The organism is Caballeronia eucalypticola (genome assembly GCF_047608185.1).
Lineage (GTDB): Bacteria > Pseudomonadota > Gammaproteobacteria > Burkholderiales > Burkholderiaceae > Caballeronia.
The window spans coordinates 1-19,733 of record NZ_JBLKRU010000041.1 but is presented as its reverse complement, the minus strand read 5'-3'; the positions used below and the strand labels follow the sequence as shown (position 1 = coordinate 19,733).

Genomic DNA, 19,733 nt, shown 5'->3' with positions numbered 1-19,733 from the left:
CGCGGGGCGCTCAGCCTTCGCGCAGCGAGCGGAAGATGTCGCCGGTATGCAGCGCGTAATTGCCGGCGGCGCGGTCGGCGAAGAAGAAACGCAGCGTCTGCCCGACTGTCGGGAAGGCGATTTCGTCCCAGGGGATGTCGCTCTCGTCGAAGAGCTTCACTTCGAGACTTTCCTCTCCGGCGTCGATGTCCAGATCCAGCAGCCGTGCCAGATAGAAGAGATGCACCTGGTGCACGTGAGGCACGTTCAGCAGCGTGAAGAGACTCTGGATTTCGACGCGTGCGCCGGCTTCCTCTAGCGTTTCGCGCGAGGCACCTTCGCTGGTGGTTTCGCCCATTTCCATGAAACCCGCCGGCAAGGTCCAGAAGCCGTAGCGCGGTTCGATCGCGCGCCGGCACAGCAGCACCTTGTCGTCCCAGACCGGCACGGTCCCGACCACATTGCGCGGATTCTGATAATGCACCGTGCCGCAATTGCCGCAGACGTAGCGCTGGCGGTTATCGCCAGGCGGAATGCTCAGGCCGACCTCGTGGCCGCAGACGGAACAGAATTTCATAGGGGAGAAGTCTGAAAGTGTCGTGCGAGTGTATCACCGAGCCCGTGTCGCGCAGCAGCACGGGCGGCAGTCGAAAAAGCCGCCGCCAAGCCGGAGTGGGTGCCTGGGCGCAGCATTGTCCAGCACTTGTCCAGATGGCCGATGAGCCCGGATCGGACACAACCGGGCGGACGCTAGCTGCCGGCTTCTCGTTACAATAAGTGCTTCGGACGCGACGCTTTTGGCGCTGCCCCTGCTCATTTACGGCCTATACGAATCCCGACAATGTCCACCACGCCCGCCGCTCCACGCCCGCCAATGCTGTCCACTGCCGACGCACTCGCTACCTTGCTGGCGGCTGCGCGCCAAGTGGACGGCGCGCAAACCATCGATACCTTCGACGCACTCGGTCGCGTGCTGGCTGCGGCCGTCGTATCGCCGCTCGACGTGCCGCCCATGCGTACCAGTTCCATGGACGGCTACGCGGTGCGGGCCGCGGATCTCGCCGGCGCGTCCGATGCGAACGCCGTGACGCTACCCGTGTCGCAGCGTGTGCCGGCTGGCCAGACTGCCGAGCCGCTGGCTGCCGGGACGGTCGCGCGCATCTTCACCGGGGCCACCGTGCCGCCGGGCGCGGACTCCATCGTGATGCAGGAAATGGTTCGCTCCGATAACGCCGGCGCGACCTTCTCCCAGGTGCCGGCGGAGGGCGAATGGATCACGCAGCAAGGCGCCGACATCCGTCGCGGCTCCGTGATCCTGCCAGCAGGCACGCGGCTGACGCCGCAGGCGCTGGGGCTCGCGGCATCGGTGGGAAGCGCTGCGCTCGACGTGGTGCGCAAAGTGCGCGTGGCCGTGTTTTTTACCGGCGACGAACTCACCATGCCGGGCGAGCCGTTGCGCCCCGGTGCAATCTACAACTCGAATCGTTTTATGCTGCGCGCGTTGCTCGAAAAGTTGGGTTGCGACGTGACCGACCTCGGTATCGTGCCTGACCGTCTGGACGCCACTCGCGAAACCCTGCGGCAGGCGGCGCGTGATCATGACCTGATCCTCACGTGCGGGGGGGTGTCGGTTGGTGAGGAAGATCATGTGAAACCGGCTGTGGAAGCCGAAGGCCGCATTTCCATGTGGCAGATTGCGATGAAACCCGGCAAACCGCTCGCGTTCGGCGCGGTGCGGCGCGAGTCGGTCGATCAAAGCGGCGGAGAGGCATTTTTTATTGGATTGCCGGGCAATCCGGTCTCCAGTTTCTGCACGTTCCTGCTGTTCGTGCGGCCGTTCATCCTGCGGTTGGCGGGCGCTGAAGCGGTTGAGCCGCGCGTGTACTCCATGCGGGCCGACTTCATGCAAAAGAAGGGCGACCGGCGCAACGAATTCCTGCGTGCCCGCGTGAACGAATCCGGCGGCCTGGAGGTGTTCGGGAATCAAAGCTCGGCTGTGTTGACATCCACGGTATGGGGCGACGGCCTGATCGACAACCCGCCGAATCACGCTATCCAGGCCGGTGAGACCGTGCGTTTTATCCCGTTTTCAGAACTGATGCGTTGAGTTGCGTCGAAGGCAATCATGAAAGTTGAATTAAGGTTTTTTGCGGGCGTGCGTGAAGCGCTGGGCGTGGCGAACGAGAGCGTGGATGTGCCGGACAGCGTATCCAGCGTCGGCGACGTGCGCGCCTGGCTGCGCATGCGCGGCGGTGCATGGGCGGAAACGCTTGCCGAGGGCCGCTCGCTGCGCATGGCGTGCAATCACGAGATGACGGACCCGTCGCGGCGCATCACGGAAGGCTGCGAAGTCGCGTTTTTCCCGCCCGTCACGGGAGGCTGAGATGACGCGAGTACGCGTGCAGGAAGCCGATTTCGATCTCAGCACGGAAGTCGCCGCGTTGCGCGCGGATAACCCCAAGGTGGGCGCGGTGGCGTGTTTTGTCGGTACGGTGAGGGATTTGAACGAGGGCCAAACGGTCCAGGCGATGGAGTTGGAACACTATCCGGGCATGACCGAAAAGGCGCTGGAGGCCATCGCCGAGCAGGCTCGGGACCGCTGGCCGGGATCGGACGTGCTGATCGTGCATCGCGTGGGAAAACTCTTGCCGCTCGACCAGATTGTGCTGGTCGTGACAACCGCCGTGCACCGGGCGCAAGCGTTCGAATCGTGTGCGTTCGTGATGGATTATCTGAAAACGCAGGCGCCGTTCTGGAAGAAGGAAACGACGGAACACGGCGAGAAATGGGTCGATGCCCGTGAATCCGACGACGCTGCGTTGACGCGATGGAATCTGGGTGCGCAAAAAGAGGCGGGGGCGTAAGCAATCCGCGGCCAGCGCTGCTTTCCGCTGTGTCGCTGGCGACCTGGGCGGGTGCGCCCCAGGCGTAAGTAATTATGTTTCGTTCGATTCGTCGCGTTGTTCGGTATCTTCAACACTCGACAGCCCGACTGGAAAGGGTCCACCGCGGCTCCGGTCGGGCAACTCCGTTGAAGGCTCGTTTTCGCCGCGACCCGTGCGCAGACGCTTGAGCGATGCCATCAAAGCGAGTTGTTCGTCCGGAATGGCGTAATCCCAGCCGAATTTGCTCAGTTGCAGGCTTTGCGCAATACGCAGCGCCGGCTCCATGAACTGCACGGCAGCGGCAGGCTCGTAGCGGGTGTTGACGGTATCGAGGAAAAGCGTGAGCCAGCGGGCGAAGTGCTGGGGTTCAATATCGCCGAGTGGCCGGTGCGCCTCTTGAACGTTGCCCCTGTATCCCTTCGTTCCAAGCACCAGACTCGACCAGAAGGTCGTCATCTTCGCCAAATGCGCGTCCCAACGCCCAGCGAGTTCGCGGGCGAAGATGGGTCCAAGCAGGACGTCATCGTCCACACGCCGGTAGAACGCGTGGACCAGTTCCCGGATATTGTTTTCGTCGGGTTCCGCGATTCGGACAAATGGCGTCGGCAATGGCGCCGGCTGGCTGGACGGTTCAATCAGGGGCTTGCTCATAAGGTTCGATAACAGGATTCAGTGGAGACTTATTCTGGCAGGCGAAATGCAGATCAGTGACTCTTGAAAACGGAGAGCGCATTCCGACTGGCCGGATATTAGTAAATACCAATTACAGCAGACGATTGACGGGAACAGAATAAACTACGAACCTATCGCCAAATGGGCTCATGAAGCGCGTCGACGAAGCGGGCGCACAAGGCCGGCTTATGGAATCAACGTCATACGCGCCATCTGTAAATGGGGCCAGAAAATGCTGGCCGTTGATTTAAGCAAATGAGCCGTGCGAATGAGTCAGGTCAAAAACTGCGACTAATACGCGCGGCAATTAAGCGAAAATGAGGTTGATTGACACCCTGCTGACTGTGGTCATGATAATCGACGTTTAATCGTGACGTAGTGGATGACGCCAAGCGGCGATTGGCCGCAGCGGTTGTGGCGAGGTGGCCGACGGCACGCTGAACGGTTCGTCTCAGGCGCGGCCGATCACGGTCACGTGTAGCGTCTGCTTGGCTACTCGTGCCGCGCGATGGCGTACCCTTACCCTTATCCGTGCAATTGAAGCTTTGCTACGCTCCGGACCGACGTGAACATGCGATCGGCTCATTCGACAGATTCCGCGACTGATACGCGACTAATTACGCGAAAAACGCAATCCACCCATGCGACTGACCGATTACACCGACTATTCGTTGCGCGTCATGCTCTATCTGGCCGTCCGGCCCGAGGGGCTGTCGACCATTCAGGAGATCTCCGATGCCTACGGGATCTCCAAGAACCATCTGATGAAGGTGGTGCAGCGGCTTGGAGAGCTGGGCTGGGTGGAAACCGTACGCGGCCGTAACGGCGGTCTGAGGCTCGACCCGCGCACGCGCTCGCTGAGCGTAGGCGAGGTCGTGCGCAAGACAGAGAACGATTTTTCGATAGTCGGTTGCTTCGCCGATGAAAGCGAACCCCATCGGCATTGCGTGATCCAGTCCCATTGCAAGTTGCGAGGGCTGTTCGCGGCTGCACGCGATGCGTTTCTCGCGGAACTCGACCAGCATACGGTTGGCGATCTGGCGTCGCCGGCTGATGAACTCGCGGGCGCGCTCGGCATCGTGCGATTCATGCCGGCCGCGGCGGGCCTCAATCGTATCGCCGGGCATGGCTGACTGAGTGAGTGGCTGAGTGAGTGACTGAGCGCAATTTGCCCGCAGACTTGCCTGACCCGCGCTGATTCTTCGATCTGGATCAGCCCATCGCCGTCACGATCCGATCACAATAGACCCTGACCGGTCCCTGACACCCACGCTCGACGAACGCCAACGTACGGTGCGGTTCCCGACTCGACGTTTTTGCACATCACGACCAGGATCAACCGTTAACAACCGCTATTAGCCGCCCGGCACCACCCAAGCGCGTCAATCGGCATTTCGCAGAAAAATGCGGTTTTTGGGCAGCGGAACGCTTGAAAGTGCCGGATCACGCCTCATTTTGAACACATCCCGATTTGGAGGTCTCAATATGAGAATCGACAAGCTAACTACGAAGTTCCAGGAAGCACTCGCTGACGCGCAGAGTCTCGCCGTCGGCAATGACAATCAATACATCGAACCAATTCACCTGCTTTCCGCGCTGATCGCGCAGCAAGACGGTTCGGCGCGCTCGCTGTTGTCGCAGGCAGGCGTGCAGGTTCAGGCGCTGCAAACCGCGCTCAAGGACGCCATGACGCGTCTGCCGCAAGTCCAGGGCACGGACGGCAATGTCCAGGTCAGCCGCGATCTCGCCGGCTTGCTGAACAGCGCCGACAAAGAAGCGCAGAAGCTCAACGACACGTTTATCGCGAGCGAGATGTACCTGCTTGCCATCGCCGACGACAAAGGCGAAGCCGGCCGTATCGCCAAGCAACACGGCCTCACGCGCAAGGCGCTCGAAGCGGCGATCAATTCGGTTCGCGGCGGTGCGCAGGTGAATAGCCAGGACGCCGAGAGCCAACGCGGCGCGCTGAAGAAATACACCGTCGACCTGACCGAGCGCGCACGCGCCGGCAAGCTCGATCCGGTCATCGGCCGGGACGACGAAATTCGCCGTTCCATCCAGATCCTGCAACGCCGGACGAAGAACAATCCGGTGCTGATCGGCGAGCCGGGCGTGGGCAAGACGGCGATTGTGGAAGGTCTCGCGCAGCGGATCGTGAACGGCGAAGTGCCGGAATCGCTGAAGAGCAAACGCGTGCTGTCGCTTGATATGGCGGCGTTGCTGGCCGGCGCCAAGTATCGCGGGGAATTCGAAGAGCGGCTCAAATCCGTGCTCAGCGATATTGCCAAGGACGAAGGCCAGACCATCGTTTTCATCGATGAAATTCATACCATGGTGGGTGCCGGCAAAGCCGAGGGTGCCATGGACGCCGGCAACATGCTCAAGCCGGCGCTCTCGCGCGGCGAGCTGCATTGCATCGGTGCAACGACGCTCGACGAGTATCGGAAATACATCGAAAAGGACGCAGCGCTCGAGCGCCGGTTCCAGAAGGTGCTGGTCGATGAACCGTCGGTGGAAGCGACCATCGCGATCCTGCGCGGGTTAAAGGAACGGTACGAGCTGCATCACGGCGTTGAAATCACCGATCCGGCGATTGTCGCGGCGGCGGAACTGTCGCATCGCTATATCACGGACCGTTTTCTCCCCGATAAAGCCATCGACCTGATCGACGAAGCAGCGTCAAGGGTCAAGATGGAAATCGATTCGAAGCCCGAAGAGATGGACCGGCTCGATCGGCGGTTGATCCAGCTGAAGATCGAGCGCGAAGCGGTGAAGAAGGAAAAGGACGAGGCGTCGCAGAAGCGCTTGCAGTTGATCGAGGCTGAAATCGAGCGGCTGGGTCGCGAGTATTCCGATCTAGAGGAAATCTGGATGGCGGAGAAAGCGGCCGTGCAAGGCAGCGCGACGCTGAAGGAAGAGATCGAAAAAGTGCGTGCGGACATCGTGCGGTTGCAGCGCGAGGGCAAGTTGGAGAAGGTTGCCGAATTGCAGTATGGCAAGTTGCCCGGGCTCGAGGCGCAACTGAAGCAGGTGACGCAGTCCGAGACCGCGGAGCAGAGCAACCCCACACGGCCGCGCCTGTTGCGCACGCAAGTGGGCGCCGAGGAAATCGCGGAAGTGGTGTCGCGTTCCACCGGCATTCCCGTGTCGCGGATGATGCAAGGCGAGCGCGAGAAACTGCTGCAGATCGAAGACAAGCTGCATGACCGCGTGGTGGGTCAGGACGAAGCGATTGGTGCAGTGGCCGATGCGATCCGCCGTTCGCGCGCTGGGTTGTCGGACCCGAACCGTCCGTATGGTTCGTTCCTGTTCCTCGGGCCGACGGGTGTGGGCAAGACCGAGTTGTGCAAGGCGCTCGCAGCGTTCCTGTTCGATTCGGAAGATCACATGATCCGTATCGACATGAGTGAGTTCATGGAGAAGCACAGCGTCGCGCGGTTGATTGGCGCGCCGCCGGGTTATGTCGGTTATGAGGAAGGCGGTTACCTGACCGAGCTGGTGCGTCGCAAGCCGTACAGCGTGATCCTGCTCGATGAAATCGAGAAGGCGCATCCGGACGTATTCAACGTGCTGCTGCAAGTGCTCGACGACGGACGCATGACTGACGGGCAAGGGCGCACCGTGGACTTCAAGAACACGGTGATCGTGATGACATCGAATCTTGGATCGCACGTGATCCAGTCGATGGTCGGTGAGCCGCACGAAGCGGTGAAGGAAGCCGTCTGGGAAGAGGTCAAGCTGCACTTCCGGCCGGAATTTCTGAACCGGATTGACGACGTCGTGGTGTTCCATTCGCTCGACCGCGAGAACATCCAGATGATCGCGAAGATCCAGTTGCAACGGCTGCACGAGCGGCTCGCGAAGCTGGAGATGCAACTCGACGTGTCGGAGGCGGCGCTGGAGCATATCGGCAAGGTGGGTTACGACCCGGTGTTTGGTGCTCGGCCGTTGAAGCGCGCGATCCAGCAACAGATCGAGAACCCGGTCGCAAAGCTGATTCTGGCCGGCAAGTTCGGACCGAAGGACGTGATCCCCGTCGATATGCGGGATGGCGAGCTGGTGTTCGATCGCGTCGTGCATTAAGGGACGCGGGCTGGATCCACGTATTGCTGCTGTTGAAGAACGCCCGACGAAGTTTGTCGGGCGTTTTTTATTGGTCAGGCTGGCGCGGGTTTACCTGATTAGCAGTCAAGGTGCGTCGTGCTAATCTTCGAAAACTTATCTGACGTCTGATCTGAAACTACGCATAAATTCTATTTAGTCCGTGTAAATACGGAAATTTATTACCGGACGTCAGACTTCTTAATCAGCTCAACCTCCAAATTTCCATGACAAAACTCCAGATGCTGCTGGCGGCGGCCGTTGTGTGCGCCGTATCGGTCAACCTTCAGGCAAAGACCGGTGATCAGGCATCGCTAGACGCTGCCGTCCAGCGCCTGCACGCCGCAATGATCGCGGCCAACGGCGACGAACTGAAGGCACTCACCGCCAGCACCTTGAGCTACGGTCACTCCAACGGATCGGTCCAGAATCAGCAGGTGTACATCGATACGATGACGAGCGGCCAGACCCACTATCTGCGTATCGACCTGACAAAGCCGAGCACGACGCTAGCCGGCGATAACGCCATCGTGCGCGATCATTTCTCGACGACGGTCGAAAGCGGCGGCAAGAAGACCGACGTCGAGCTGGATCAACTGATGGTATGGAAGAAGTCCGGCAAGGGCTGGAAGCTACTCGCTCGCCAAGGCTACAAATATTGAATCCGGCTGCATGAGCGCCAGCGCTCGCCGCACCAACAAAAAGGGGCAACGGATCACTCCGTTGCCCCTTTTTGTTTCTTTTACTGCTGCCTAAAACCAGGCGAAAAACGCTTACGCCTTCGGTTCTTCGCTCTTGCCGAACAGGCCTGCCAGACCACCGAGGCCACCAAGAGACCCTAGCAGGCTTCCCACGTCCAGCTTGCCGTCTGCCGGCACCTGGCCGTCCGGCGTCGCGTGATTCACGAGATGCGGCAACACTGAAGCCAGGATGCCGGAAACCTGATCGCCGGACAGACCCGCTTTCTGTGCCAACTCGCTGACCGCATCCGAACCAAGCACATTCGTCACGGTGTCCGAACTGATGGGTTTGTTTTCGCCGTTGCCGACCCACGACGAGACGATATCGCCCGCGCCATTTTCGTGGAATCGCTGAATCAAGCCGTTCAGGCCGCCGGGCTGGTTGTTGACGAATTCCATCGCAATCGCGACTAGGCCGGACTGTGCGCCGCCACCTTGAGACGAGTTGCCGAAGGAGGAGGCGAGGGTATCGAGTAGGCTCATGGCTGTCTCACTTGAAAACGATGCTGGTTAAATGCCGTCCGGCATCATGCCGGTTTGCCAGTGCCGGACGGAAAACGTGCCGTTCGTTGAGGAACGGCCGGACTGTTTCTGCTGCAAGGCGAACTGGGCGGCATGAATTCGAGCTATGCGTTGCTGGCCATTCCACTCTCTGGTTCATGCCGAACTGCTTCGCCGTCCTCAGGTTGCTGCCGCGTCGCTGGCGGCTTTCTTTTTCTTGGACTTCTTCGCCTTGGCGCCACTCGCTCCTGACGCCGCGTCGGCCGTCGCTGTGGGTGCCGTGCTGGTCGCCGCGCTCGAGCTAGCCGCCGCGCCGGCCTTGGCTTTCTTACCCTTCTTGCCCTTGGTGGTGGAAGCCGCGTCCGGCGTCGCTGCAGGTGTGACTGCCGGCGTCGTGGCCGTGGTCGCGGCGGGTGACGTAGCGGCGGTTGCGGCCGTGGACGATTTCACCGTCGACTTAGCGGGCGATGCGGTGTCCGCGTTGGTCACTGTCCGTGTCTTGCCGGCCTTCAACCCGGAGGGCGGCGCGGATGATCCGCCGATCGTCAGTCCGGCCTGCTCCAGATTCGTCACGGATTTCGCGCCGAGGCCTTTCACGCGGCTGGCGAGATCGTCTGCATCCTTGAACGGGCCGTTCTTCGTCCGTTCATCGATGATCGCTTTCGACTTCACCGGCCCCAGCCCCTTGACCGCTTCAAGGGAGGTTTGGTCCGCCGTATTGACATCGACGGCCGCGAACGCGGCGCCTATGGACAACGCGAGGGCCAGACAAAGCATCAACAGCTTTTTAAGCATGACAAGTGCTCCAGGTTGAAAAAATAAAAAGAGGAATCGATGCCAGCCTAACTGGAGCCGGGCCAGAAAGTCCAACAAGCATAGGACAAAATGCGGGTCAGGATAATGCCAGTGACCCCTGTCCGGTGTGAGCGGGATTAATTTTTACAACATCACTGGCTGTTATTTTGCCGGTTGTACCCAATCCGCTGACTAGTTTCAATTCGTTTAGCGATTATCACCAGACTCATGGCGGATGAAGTCGGGTCGGTCCAGATTTAACAATTCGGGATATAAGCTTGTCGGATTTGACGCTATCCGCATTCGATTCTTAATCCCGATCAACCCTTTGTCTTGATTTTGGCAAACGCGCCGCGTACTTCGAATTTCACGGAATCGACGACTACGCCCTGGCGGTCGACCAGTTCCAATGTGTGATGGCCTGGCCAAGGCAACCATGCCATTCGTGTCGAGCTGGTTGAGCGGGAAGGGCCGGCCAATTTGCCGTCCAGCCGCCACACGCTGCCCGCAGGGGCGCTTTGCGCGCTCTCGAACCAGACCCGCTGGCGTGCGGCGGGAATATCGGGATCGAGCGCGAAAATAGTGCCGTCGGTGGGAGACGCGATCCGGGCCGTGCCGTTGCGTACGGCCGCGCCTTCCGCATTCGACGACAACCCGATCCGCGACATTTGCGTGCCGCTCAGGAACCAGTCGTCGCGTGCCGGCTCGATATCGTTTTGATAAACAATCATGGTCTGAACCACGCCCGGCGGAGCGATGGGCGCGCGGCTTGGCGTGCGCCGGTGCAGGTAGTTCACCAGCGCAGCCCACACCGGCGCTGCACCCGTGACGCCGGAGACGTCCCACATCGGCTCACCGTCCGCGTTGCCCACCCATACGCCCACCGTATAGCGCGAAGTGTAGCCGACCGCCCAGTTATCGCGCATGTCCTTGCTCGTGCCGGTTTTCACGGCGCTGAAAAAGCGCGTGGCGAGGACGCTGTCGAAACCGAAAGTGCGTGTGCGCGCGTTGTTATCGGCGAGGATGTTCGTCACGATAAAACTGGCTTGCGGGCTGAAAACTCGCGTACCGGATGCAGCGGCGGCATGCGCCGGCAAGTCGGACATCGGCCCGGTAAGACCGCCGTTTGCGAGCGTCCGATACGCGTTCGTGAGGCTCGCGAGCGTCACGTCCGCGCTGCCGAGCGCGAGACTGAAGCCGTAGTAATCGCCGGCTTGCGTGAGCGGCAGGCCGAGTGACACCAGCGTTTTTGCGAACCGGTGCGGCGTGACCATCACGAGCGTGCGCACCGCTGGCACATTCAGCGACGACCCGAGCGCCGTGCGCATGCTCACCCAACCCTTGAAATCGTGATCGTAGTTTTGCGGGATATACAGGCCGCCGCCGGTGGCGAGATCGAGCGGGGCGTCGTCGAGTAAAGAGGCCGGGGTTAGACGTTTTTCGTCAATAGCCTGAGCGTACAAGAACGGCTTCAGCGTCGATCCGGCCTGGCGCAACGCGACGACGGCATCGACTTCCGGCGCGTTCGACAAGCCGCCCGTCGAGCCGACCCACGCGAGGATCTCGCCGCTGCGGTTATCGATGACGATCGCGGCGCCATCGTGCACATTGCGCTGATGCGCGCGCGAGTTGAGTTCGAGCAAGGTGCGCGCGAGCGAGTCGCGGGCAAAGCGCTGCAACGACGCATCGAGCGTGGACTGGACCCGCGCGCCGGCTGCGGGATGCACTTCGCCGGCCACGCGGCGCGCGAAGTGCGGCGCGAGCGCGTCGTCACCCGAGGACCTTGCAGAGGCTGAAGCGGTTCGCGTGAGCGTCAATTGCACGTAGCTATCGAGGTTCGCGCAAGGGTCGGTGGCAGCAGGTCGCGCCCGATCCATGTCACGCAAAATGCCGCACGTCCGCGCCGATACCTTCGCGTAATTCGCATTCGGCGCACGCACCAGCGCGGCGGTCAGCGCGGCTTCACGCTCGTTCAGCCCGGACGGAAGCTTGCCAAACAAGGTCTGCGATAAAGCCGACAAACCGACGATCTCACCGCGAAACGGCACGAGATTGAGGTATGCCTCGAGAATCTGGTCCTTGCGCCAGGCGTGGTCGAGCCATAACGCGCCGACCGTCTGCGTCGCTTTCTCGCCTATTGAACGGCGTCCCGGCCGGCGATCTTCATCGATCAAACCGGTCAGTTGCATGGTCACCGTCGATGCCCCGCGCGTACGGGTGTTCCAGAGATTGGCCCACGCCGCGGCCGCTGCGCCACGCCAATCCACGCCGCTGTGCTCGTAGAAACGCTTGTCCTCGGAGACAACAATCGCCTCGCGCAATGCCGGCGACACATCCTGCAAAGCGACCCAGTCGCCGCGCCGCTCGGTTGTATCGATACGTGTACGCTGCAGCGGTTCGCCATTGCGAGCGAGCAGCACCCAGTCGGAACTGCGCCAACCCGCGCGCACTTCGTCAAAGCTTGGCAGCGCATGCGCCGAGCTTGCAAGCATGCAACAGACTAGGGCGAGGGCGGCGCGTTTCATCGCGTTATTTGGCAGCGGCCAGTGGAGCAACGACCATTGTTGCGTTGGGAGTCGCGCCGAACACGGAGGGCGCGTAGAGCGCTTCTACGCGCGTAGGCGGCAGCCCAAATGTGCCCGCATTGTTCAGCCGGACCGTGTATTCCACCTGCAATTTCCCCTTCGGCAGATAGTCGTAATACGCGCGATATCCATCGAAACCCCGTTCGACAAACGTCGGCCAAGCGCCTTGCGGGCTCTTCTCGCCTTCGGTCGCGGCCTCCGAGTCGCGGCCGAGGCCCGAACCGAGGATCGTTGCACCTGCCGGAATCGGATCGTTGACGACGACCCATGTCATATCGCTTTGCGCATCGATGTCGATATGCACGCGCACGATGTCACCACGCGAAAGCGTGCCTTTGACAGCCGGATCGATTGGCGTGATGGTCTTCGTGATCCGATACCCCGCCGCGAACGGCGCTTTCAACGCGACGGCCGCGAGGCTTTCGATGGTCGCCCACGGTTTGCCCGTGCCGTCTTGCGTCAGGTTCAGCGTGCCGGAAGTCCAAGGCAAGGTCACGTTGCGCGGATTGGCGGGCGAGGCCGGTGCATTCCATGCCACGGCCTTCTCCGTCGTGCCGAGCGCAATGCGCGTTTGTCCGCTCACCGGCGTGTTTTCGAACACCTTTGAGAAGCGCTGCACGGCGAGCTTGCCCCATAGGTTCGACGTCGTGGTTTGCCAAGCGCCGTTTGTCTGCAACGCGAGCAAACCGCCGACCAGGCGCGGCATTTCGTCTTTCCACGCGGGGTTATCGGCGAAAAGCAGGGCTGTTCGCGCCGCGTTCGTTTCCGGGCCGGTCATGAGCCAGTAGAGATCGTCGTCGGCGGCGGTCGAGAAGGTGAGGCGCGTGCCCGAATACGTCAGGCGAGCGCGCAGGATCTGTTCGACTTGAGCACGCTGATCGTCGCGTTGTGCAATGCCGTCGACACGCGAAAGGATCGAGTAGTAGTCGAGCAGCGCGGACGTCGGCCATTGATTCGGCGCGATGGTGATCGAGTCGAGCATGCGCGGTGCGGCCAGTCCGTATCGGGACAATGCTTCAATTGCCGAGAGCTTCACGAAGTCCAGGTCTTGACGCGGTGCCCAGAATTTCCGCTCGATCTTGCCTTCCACGAAGTTGGTCAATGCGCCTGTGAGCTTGTCGCGAAGGTCGTCGGGCAATGCGAAGCGGGGATCGGCTTTCGATGCTTCATCGCTGACTGCGAGCAGATAAGCGGACAACGCCGGACTACCGTACGGCCGGGAATCGTCCGATGGCGGGAAGTAATTGGCGAGCCCGTCACTATCCAGATAGGAAGGCATCCTCGCGATCACCGTCTGCCATTGCGTGAGGTCATCGAGACCTAACGCGCGGGACGTTTGCTGCTCGAGGCAACTATAGGGATAACGTTCGAACCAGCGCCGCACACCCGGCAGGCCATCGGCGAGTTTCGGCTGCAGCGTCACGGCAATGCCACCGCGAATCTGTCCGTCAGCCGATGCCACCGCGGTCTCCGGCGGCGCAACAGGCAACGCGAACGACCCGTCAACCTGCGTGATCGTGGCTTGCTGCACGGTCACGGGAATGGCGGCCACCACGCGCTGCGTGAGCTTCACGGCATCGGCGGCTTTCGGACCGCCTTGTTCCGCGGCGCTTATCTCCCAGTTCAACGCGCCCGTTGCAGCCATGCCTATGGCATCCGGCGTCTTCACATCCCACGAGATTTCCTGCGATGACTCCGGCGCCAGCGTCACGTTCTGCGCGGCGAGATCGAGCGACGGAACACGGGGCGCCACGACGACCTGCATCGTCCGTGCGGTCGTATTGCGCAGCGTGAACAACGCACGGAACTGGTCGCCTACGCGGACGAGCGGCGGCAGGCCAGAGATCAACTGCAGATCCTGCGTGCTGCGTATCGATGCACTGCCGGTACCGAATTGACCCGCGCCCACAGCCCCGATCGCGACTATGCGGAAGCTCGTCAACGCGTCGTTGAGCGGCACATCTACAGTTGCTTCGCCGTTTGCATCGAGCGTCACGCGCGGGTTCCAGAGCAGGAGCGTATCGAACAGTTCGCGCGTCGAACTATGTCCACCGCCACCGCCGGCCGGCACGGCTTTACGCCCGAAGTGACGGCGTCCGATGATCTCCATTTGCGCCGTCGATGTCTCCACGCCATACGCGCGCCGCTGCAGCATGGCGTCGAGTACGTTCCAGCTTTGATTCGGCATCAGTTCGAGCAGGGCTTCATCGACGGCGGCCAACGCGATCTGCGTGCCGGCCGGTGCCGGCTTGCCGCCCGGCAGCGTCACGCGGACTTTCACATGCGCCTTTGTGCGTACGGCGTAGGATTTCGCATCCGGAGTGACCGTCACGCCGAGCTTGTGCGAGGCGGTCCCCACCTTGATCTCGCCGAGCCCGTAACGGAACGCAGGCTTCGACAAATCGACCAGCGGCGTAGGCGCCTCATATTGCCGCCCTTCGTACCAGAACGCGTGGACCCAATCGAGCGGCGCTTTCCAGCCCCACGTGAAGAATGAATACCACGGCACTTCGTGAATCCGACCGCGAATGGCGAGCACGGAGACGTAGACATTCGGTCCCCACGAATCCTGTACTTTCAACTCGACAGTCGGGTTCTTGCCATCCAGCTCAACGACCTTCGTTTCCACGATACCCTCGCGCTCCACCGCCACCAGCGCAGTCGCGAAGCGAAACGGCATGCGCACCTGGAAGCGCGCGGTTTCGCCGGGTTCGTAGCTGGTTTTTTCAGGCAGCACGTCGATGCGGTCCGTGTTTTCGCCGCCGAACCAGAGTTGATCTTCGCGCGTGACCCAGACCGAGGTGGTCGCATTCGCCACGCGTCCATCGCCGTCCTTGGCAGTGACAATGAGGTCGACGTTGCCCGCTTCCTTGAGTTTGGCCTCGCAGGAAAGCAGGCCGTGGTCGTCGCTCTTGCCGTTGCAAAGCGTGCCGAGATCCTTCGTTTCCGTGTGGTTGTCGTACGCGTAGAAGCCGCCGACCATGCGCTTGCGCGAGCTTGTCATGGTACGCGCCACGCCGCGGATTTCGAGCGCAACGCCCGCTCGCGGCTTGCCTTGCAAGTCGACGGCGAGTGCCTGCACCGGCACTGCGTTGCCGACAGATACCCAGTCGCCTGCCTTGATGCCGGCAGCAACAGCCGCAGGCCAAAGCGTGGCGCTGCCGCGCAGCGTCTGGATCTCGCCGTTCGGGTCGGCGAAGGTCGCTTCTAGTGCCAGCTGTTTCGGCGCTTCCACCACCGGCAGCGACTTGAGCGTGAGCGTTCCCGTGCCATTGCGGTCGAGCGTGAGCGCGGTTTTATCGGCGATAAGCTTGGCCGTGGACGTGTCTTCCTGCGCGTTGCTGTTGTCGTCGTCACCTTCGGTTGCGGGCGCGCTGGCGCCGTCATCGGCAGGCTTCTTGTACGGCGCGAAGCTGAACGATTCGAACTGCGAAGCAAATGACGGCGATGTATCTTTCATCAGCGCCGACACTTGCACCGGCAAGTTCGATGCCGGTCCACCCGACACATATTCAATCTGTACCGCCAGCGGCGCTGTAGTCGCGGCGACCAGTGCACCGGTCTTCTGATCGCGAATGCCGATCGATCCCTTGAACACCGGCAGACGAAATTCCTCCACGCGGAAATTGCCGGTTTCGATGCTCATGTGGCCCGATCCGGAATTGTCGCTGTTGTCGTCGTTGTTATCGTCCGAGTCCGAATTCGTCGAACCGTCATCCAGCGTCACGCTGTATTCGCCGAGCTTCGCGGCGGCGGGAATCGGGAAGGTGGAATCGGCGCTCTTGTCGGCCGCCCATTTGAGCGGCAGATGGTAGGTCTGGCCGCTGCCCTCATGACGGATCGTCACGCGCGACGGCAGATGGGAGGGGAATGCAAAACCGGTGAGCGTTTCCTCGCGCATCAAATGTTTCATCGATACCGTTTCGCCCGCGCGCAGCAGCGTGCGGTCGAATACGGTCGTGGCGCGCGTGGTTTGATCGCGGCTCATGTCGGTGGGCACGTTGAAGCGCCACGACTCGATCCCGCGATTCCAGTCCGACCGCACGAACGCCATGTCCGGGCCAGTCTTCGGATCATCGACGCGCGCCGAGACGAAAAAGCCCGAATAGTCGAGGCTGTTTTCATCGCAAGGGCGGGCTGACGCCAGCGGTTTGCTGATCGTCGCGATGCCACGCGCATCCGTTTTCCCGGCAGCAAGTTGTTCGCCGTTGCAATCCGTCACGCGCACTTGCGCGTTCGGAACGGGTTTGCCGCTATCGAGCGCGGTCACCCAGACAATGCTGTTTTCGCGGCCTTGCTTGAAATGCACGCCAAGGTTGGTGACGAGCACCGAGGTGCGCACGTACATGTCTTGCTGTTTGCCGAGCAACGATGCGCCCAGCGCCGGCGATGCCAGTTCGACTACATAGAAACCGGGTTTGGGAAGCGGAATGCCGACCACTTCAAAAGGCCGCAACGACTTGGGATCGGCTTGCGGCACGCTCAGGGTTTCAACGCCCGGTTGCTTTGTCAGCAAGGACAGCGAGCGGATATCGATTTGCGGATCTTTCGCCGTGCTGCCCTGGGCGTAGACCGGCTTGATGCCGTTGTTCAGCGCCAGCGGCATGTCTTTTTTGATCTGTGCGACGGACATCGAAAAGCCGTCGAAACGATCGACGGTTTTCATCCATCGACGGATTTCGCTATCAGCATCCACGCGCAGTTTCGTCACGCTCGATGACCCCGCGTTGAGCCCGTTCACCTTCAGGTCGGCTTCCACGTGGCGCAGCGTGACGGGCAACATGGCGGGCATGTTCGGCTCGGCGAAGCGCTCGATGATCCCGAATGTCGACGATGAAAACTTCGCAAGCGGCGGCATGGGCGCCGTCGATGTCTTCAGCGGAAAGAGGTCCGCGTTCGATAGCGTGCGGCCGCTGGAATCCTTGAGTCCTGCAGGCAGTTCTATCGATAAATCCGCGTGTTCGGGCAAGGGCGCCGCGAACTTGACACCGGTGATGTCGCTGTCTTTTTCATCGGGATCGAACTGGGGCGAGGTCTTGCCGCCTGGGCCGTGCAAGGTGATTTTCTCGGCGTCCGCGCGCGGCACCGGCGAGCTGAATCGAATGCTCAGCGGGCGCAACGGCGTGCAGGGCGCCTTGGCGTTCTCACGTTCGCACGAAAAACTCGCGGTGAAGGGTTCGCGTACATCGAAGTCGAAGCGCTTCTCCACGTCGTTGGCGAGGCCGCTCGGACCGGCGACGCCCGCACCGTACACGAGTTGCATCTTCGTGGCGGACGGCAAGGTTTGCTGGCACGCGAGCGTGAGCACGCGTGCGCTGTCTTTGTCGAGGCGGAAACGTTTGAGGAGCGCGGCGCGTGCGTTGGCGTCGACGTTCTTGACGGGAATCCGGTTACCCAATCCACTCGATTCGCACCAGATGTTTTGCAACGCCGACGCTTCTGTCGCGGGGCCGTTCAGGCGCAACACGAAGATCTGGTCTTCTTCTATCTCGCCGCCGCCGGGCATGACTTGCGTGACAAACGGGCCGCCCGTTTCGAAGCGGAACTGGCGTGGGCCGGTGAGCGCGTTGCCCGCAGTGGATTTGAGACCGTCGTTCAGCGCGACTGAGCAGCGCATGCCGGGCGTGAGGTCTTGTGCGAAGTCGAAGGCCCAGGTTTTATCGTCGATCCAATGCGCGGATCCCGCCGATGGTCCCCCGCTGCAATGGACCTGAGCCGGAGCTTTGGCCGCCGGGTCGCCGAACGCGATCATCGCTTCGTCGAACTTGACGACCACCTGGCGCACCTGCGTGACCTTGCCCTGTGGCGATACGCTCAGCGTGCGGGCGGCGTCGGCGCGATGCGTGGCGCCGAGCAAACCCGCGGCGAACATGGAAAGGGCGGCAAGCGACGCCATGGGCCAGCGTTGTTTTTTTATGACGCGGATCATCGCACTCGTTCCAGGGTGGCCAAAACGCTGGCGATTTTACCGGAGTGTTACGTCGTCCTTGCCAATTGTTTTCATTTTATGACACCGCGCGTGCGCTGATTGCATCGAGTGCGCGGTTTGGCGTGGTTGGTGCGGTTTTGAATCTAAACTGGCTTGGCCCCGGCGCCGACACGATCATCCGGGATGTGCCGCGTGCTGATCCGCCGCCAGTAGAGAAACAGTCCTACGCCCGCCACGCCCAGGCTTAACGAGTTCGCCACCCAGAACCCGCGCGCGCCCTGCAACCAGGCGGGCGTAAAACCGCCCACGTCGAACCCGAGCAAGTATCCGCCGCCCAGCCCGATGCCCCACAACGCGACCGCGTAGATCACCGTCGGCACGACCGCCACCTTGTAGGCGCGCAGTACGAACGCGGTGGTGATCTGGAGGGCATCGAAGAAATGATAGAACACGACAATCGCCAGCAACGGCATGGCTGCTGCGATCACCTGGCTGTCGGGCGTGTAGGCCGCGAGCAAGTGAGGCCGTAGCGCGAACAGCGCCGCGCCGTACACGCACGCGATACCGCACGACAACGCAATGCCGTGGCGGGCGAGCGAACGGGCGGCATCGAAACGTTCTGCGCCAAGTGCTTGCGAAACGAGGGTCGCGGACGCCACGCCAATGGACAGCGGCGTCATGTAGAGCACCGCGCCAATGTTGCCGGCGATCTGATGTCCAGCAAGCGTCGTCGTGCCGAAATGCGAGATGAACAGCGCCATGAACGTGTACGAGGTCACTTCGATCAGGTAGGACAGCCCCATCGGAATGCCGAGTTTCAGCAGCGCTTTCTGACGCTGCCAGACGGGCCAGCAAAAGCGCGAAAATATGCCGAACGGCCGGAAGAACTCGACACGCACCAGCACCGTTATTCCAACGATGGCGATCAGCCAGTTGATCATCGTGCTCGCGATTGCGCAGCCTGGACCACCCAGCGCCGGCACGCCGAATCCGCCGAAGATGAACCACAGGTTGAGCGGAACCTTCAGCATCAGCGCACCGACTTGCAGGAACATCACGAGGCGGGGTTTGCCTACCGCGTTCGCAAGCGAGCCATAGACGCGAAACGCGAGACTCGCCGGCAGGCCGAGCGACAGGATGCGCAAATAGGCGAGGGTGCGGTCGTGCAGGGCGGGAGGGGTATCGGCGATACTCAGGAGAGGCTGCGGGAAATACAAACAAACGAAGCCAATCACCGACAACACCGCCGCCAGCCATAGCGCCTGCCGGACTTCCTCGCCGATATCGGCTTCACGCCGCGCACCGAACAATTGCCCGGCAATGGGTTGCAATGCCGTCAGGATGCCCGTTAAACCAATATAGACAGAGATGTAGATCGATGAACCGAGGCCGAGCGCTGCAAGATCCGTGGCGGAATATCGGCCGACCATGGCCGTATCGATCACGCTGAACGCGATGATCGCCAGTTGGCCGATCAGCACCGGCCACGCCAGGGCCACGATCTTGCGGACATCGGGCCACATGGTCAGTTGCTTCCGCGATGCAG

General features: G+C 61.5%; 13 protein-coding genes. 6 read left to right on the top strand and 7 right to left on the bottom strand.

What is annotated here, in order from left to right; translation table 11 throughout:
• Positions 1-10: 10 nt before the first annotated feature.
• Complete coding sequence (locus ACMX25_RS31870) at positions 11-556, bottom strand: NUDIX hydrolase (RefSeq protein ID WP_414953893.1); 546 nt, start codon at positions 554-556, stop codon at positions 11-13.
• A gap of 297 nt (positions 557-853) precedes the next feature.
• Here ACMX25_RS31870 and ACMX25_RS31865 point away from each other — a divergent pair, with 297 nt between their 5' ends.
• From ACMX25_RS31865 to moaE, 3 genes are read left to right on the top strand one after another with little or no spacing between them, the layout of a single operon-like run.
• A complete protein-coding gene (locus tag ACMX25_RS31865; RefSeq protein ID WP_414953930.1) occupies positions 854-2,086 on the top strand; it encodes a molybdopterin molybdotransferase MoeA in 1,233 nt (410 codons plus the stop codon).
• Positions 2,087-2,104: 18 nt separating this feature from the next.
• A complete protein-coding gene (moaD, locus tag ACMX25_RS31860) occupies positions 2,105-2,362 on the top strand; it encodes a molybdopterin converting factor subunit 1 (RefSeq protein ID WP_414953892.1) in 258 nt (85 codons plus the stop codon).
• A 1-nt stretch (position 2,363) separates the two neighbouring features.
• The gene (moaE, locus tag ACMX25_RS31855) at positions 2,364-2,843 is read left to right on the top strand and encodes a molybdopterin synthase catalytic subunit MoaE (RefSeq protein ID WP_414953891.1); all 480 of its coding nucleotides are present in this window, start codon (positions 2,364-2,366) and stop codon (positions 2,841-2,843) included.
• Positions 2,844-2,915: 72 nt separating this feature from the next.
• On the opposite strand, the gene ACMX25_RS31850 is transcribed toward moaE, so the two are convergent.
• Entirely contained in the window at positions 2,916-3,515 is a 600-nt protein-coding gene (locus tag ACMX25_RS31850; protein ID WP_414953890.1) for a group III truncated hemoglobin, read from the bottom strand.
• Positions 3,516-4,177: 662 nt separating this feature from the next.
• On the opposite strand from ACMX25_RS31850, the gene ACMX25_RS31845 reads away from it, so the two are divergent.
• The 3 genes from ACMX25_RS31845 to ACMX25_RS31835 all read left to right on the top strand — a co-directional run bounded on the left by ACMX25_RS31845 (position 4,178) and on the right by ACMX25_RS31835 (position 8,299).
• The gene (locus ACMX25_RS31845) at positions 4,178-4,669 is read left to right on the top strand and encodes an Rrf2 family transcriptional regulator (RefSeq protein WP_414953889.1); all 492 of its coding nucleotides are present in this window, start codon (positions 4,178-4,180) and stop codon (positions 4,667-4,669) included.
• A gap of 352 nt (positions 4,670-5,021) precedes the next feature.
• Positions 5,022-7,619 carry an ATP-dependent chaperone ClpB gene (gene clpB / locus ACMX25_RS31840; protein WP_414953888.1) on the top strand — a complete coding sequence of 866 codons (2,598 nt, stop codon included), beginning with the start codon at positions 5,022-5,024 and terminating at the stop codon, positions 7,617-7,619.
• Positions 7,620-7,864: 245 nt separating this feature from the next.
• Complete coding sequence (locus ACMX25_RS31835; protein WP_414953887.1) at positions 7,865-8,299, top strand: nuclear transport factor 2 family protein; 435 nt, start codon at positions 7,865-7,867, stop codon at positions 8,297-8,299.
• A gap of 111 nt (positions 8,300-8,410) precedes the next feature.
• On the opposite strand, the gene ACMX25_RS31830 is transcribed toward ACMX25_RS31835, so the two are convergent.
• From ACMX25_RS31830 to ACMX25_RS31810, 5 genes are all read right to left on the bottom strand, one after another.
• Entirely contained in the window at positions 8,411-8,860 is a 450-nt protein-coding gene (locus ACMX25_RS31830) for a YidB family protein (protein ID WP_414953886.1), read from the bottom strand.
• A 198-nt stretch (positions 8,861-9,058) separates the two neighbouring features.
• Entirely contained in the window at positions 9,059-9,673 is a 615-nt protein-coding gene (locus ACMX25_RS31825; protein ID WP_414953885.1) for a ComEA family DNA-binding protein, read from the bottom strand.
• 320 nt (positions 9,674-9,993) lie between these two features.
• Complete coding sequence (pbpC, locus tag ACMX25_RS31820; protein ID WP_414953884.1) at positions 9,994-12,198, bottom strand: penicillin-binding protein 1C; 2,205 nt, start codon at positions 12,196-12,198, stop codon at positions 9,994-9,996.
• Between the two features lie 4 nt (positions 12,199-12,202).
• Positions 12,203-18,154, bottom strand: coding sequence for an alpha-2-macroglobulin family protein (locus ACMX25_RS31815; RefSeq protein ID WP_462686303.1), 5,952 nt, complete (start codon positions 18,152-18,154; stop codon positions 12,203-12,205).
• Between the two features lie 176 nt (positions 18,155-18,330).
• Positions 18,331-19,710 (bottom strand): MATE family efflux transporter, encoded by a 1,380-nt coding sequence (locus tag ACMX25_RS31810; protein WP_414952088.1) that lies wholly within the window; start codon positions 19,708-19,710, stop codon positions 18,331-18,333.
• Between the last annotated feature and the right edge of the window lie 23 nt (positions 19,711-19,733).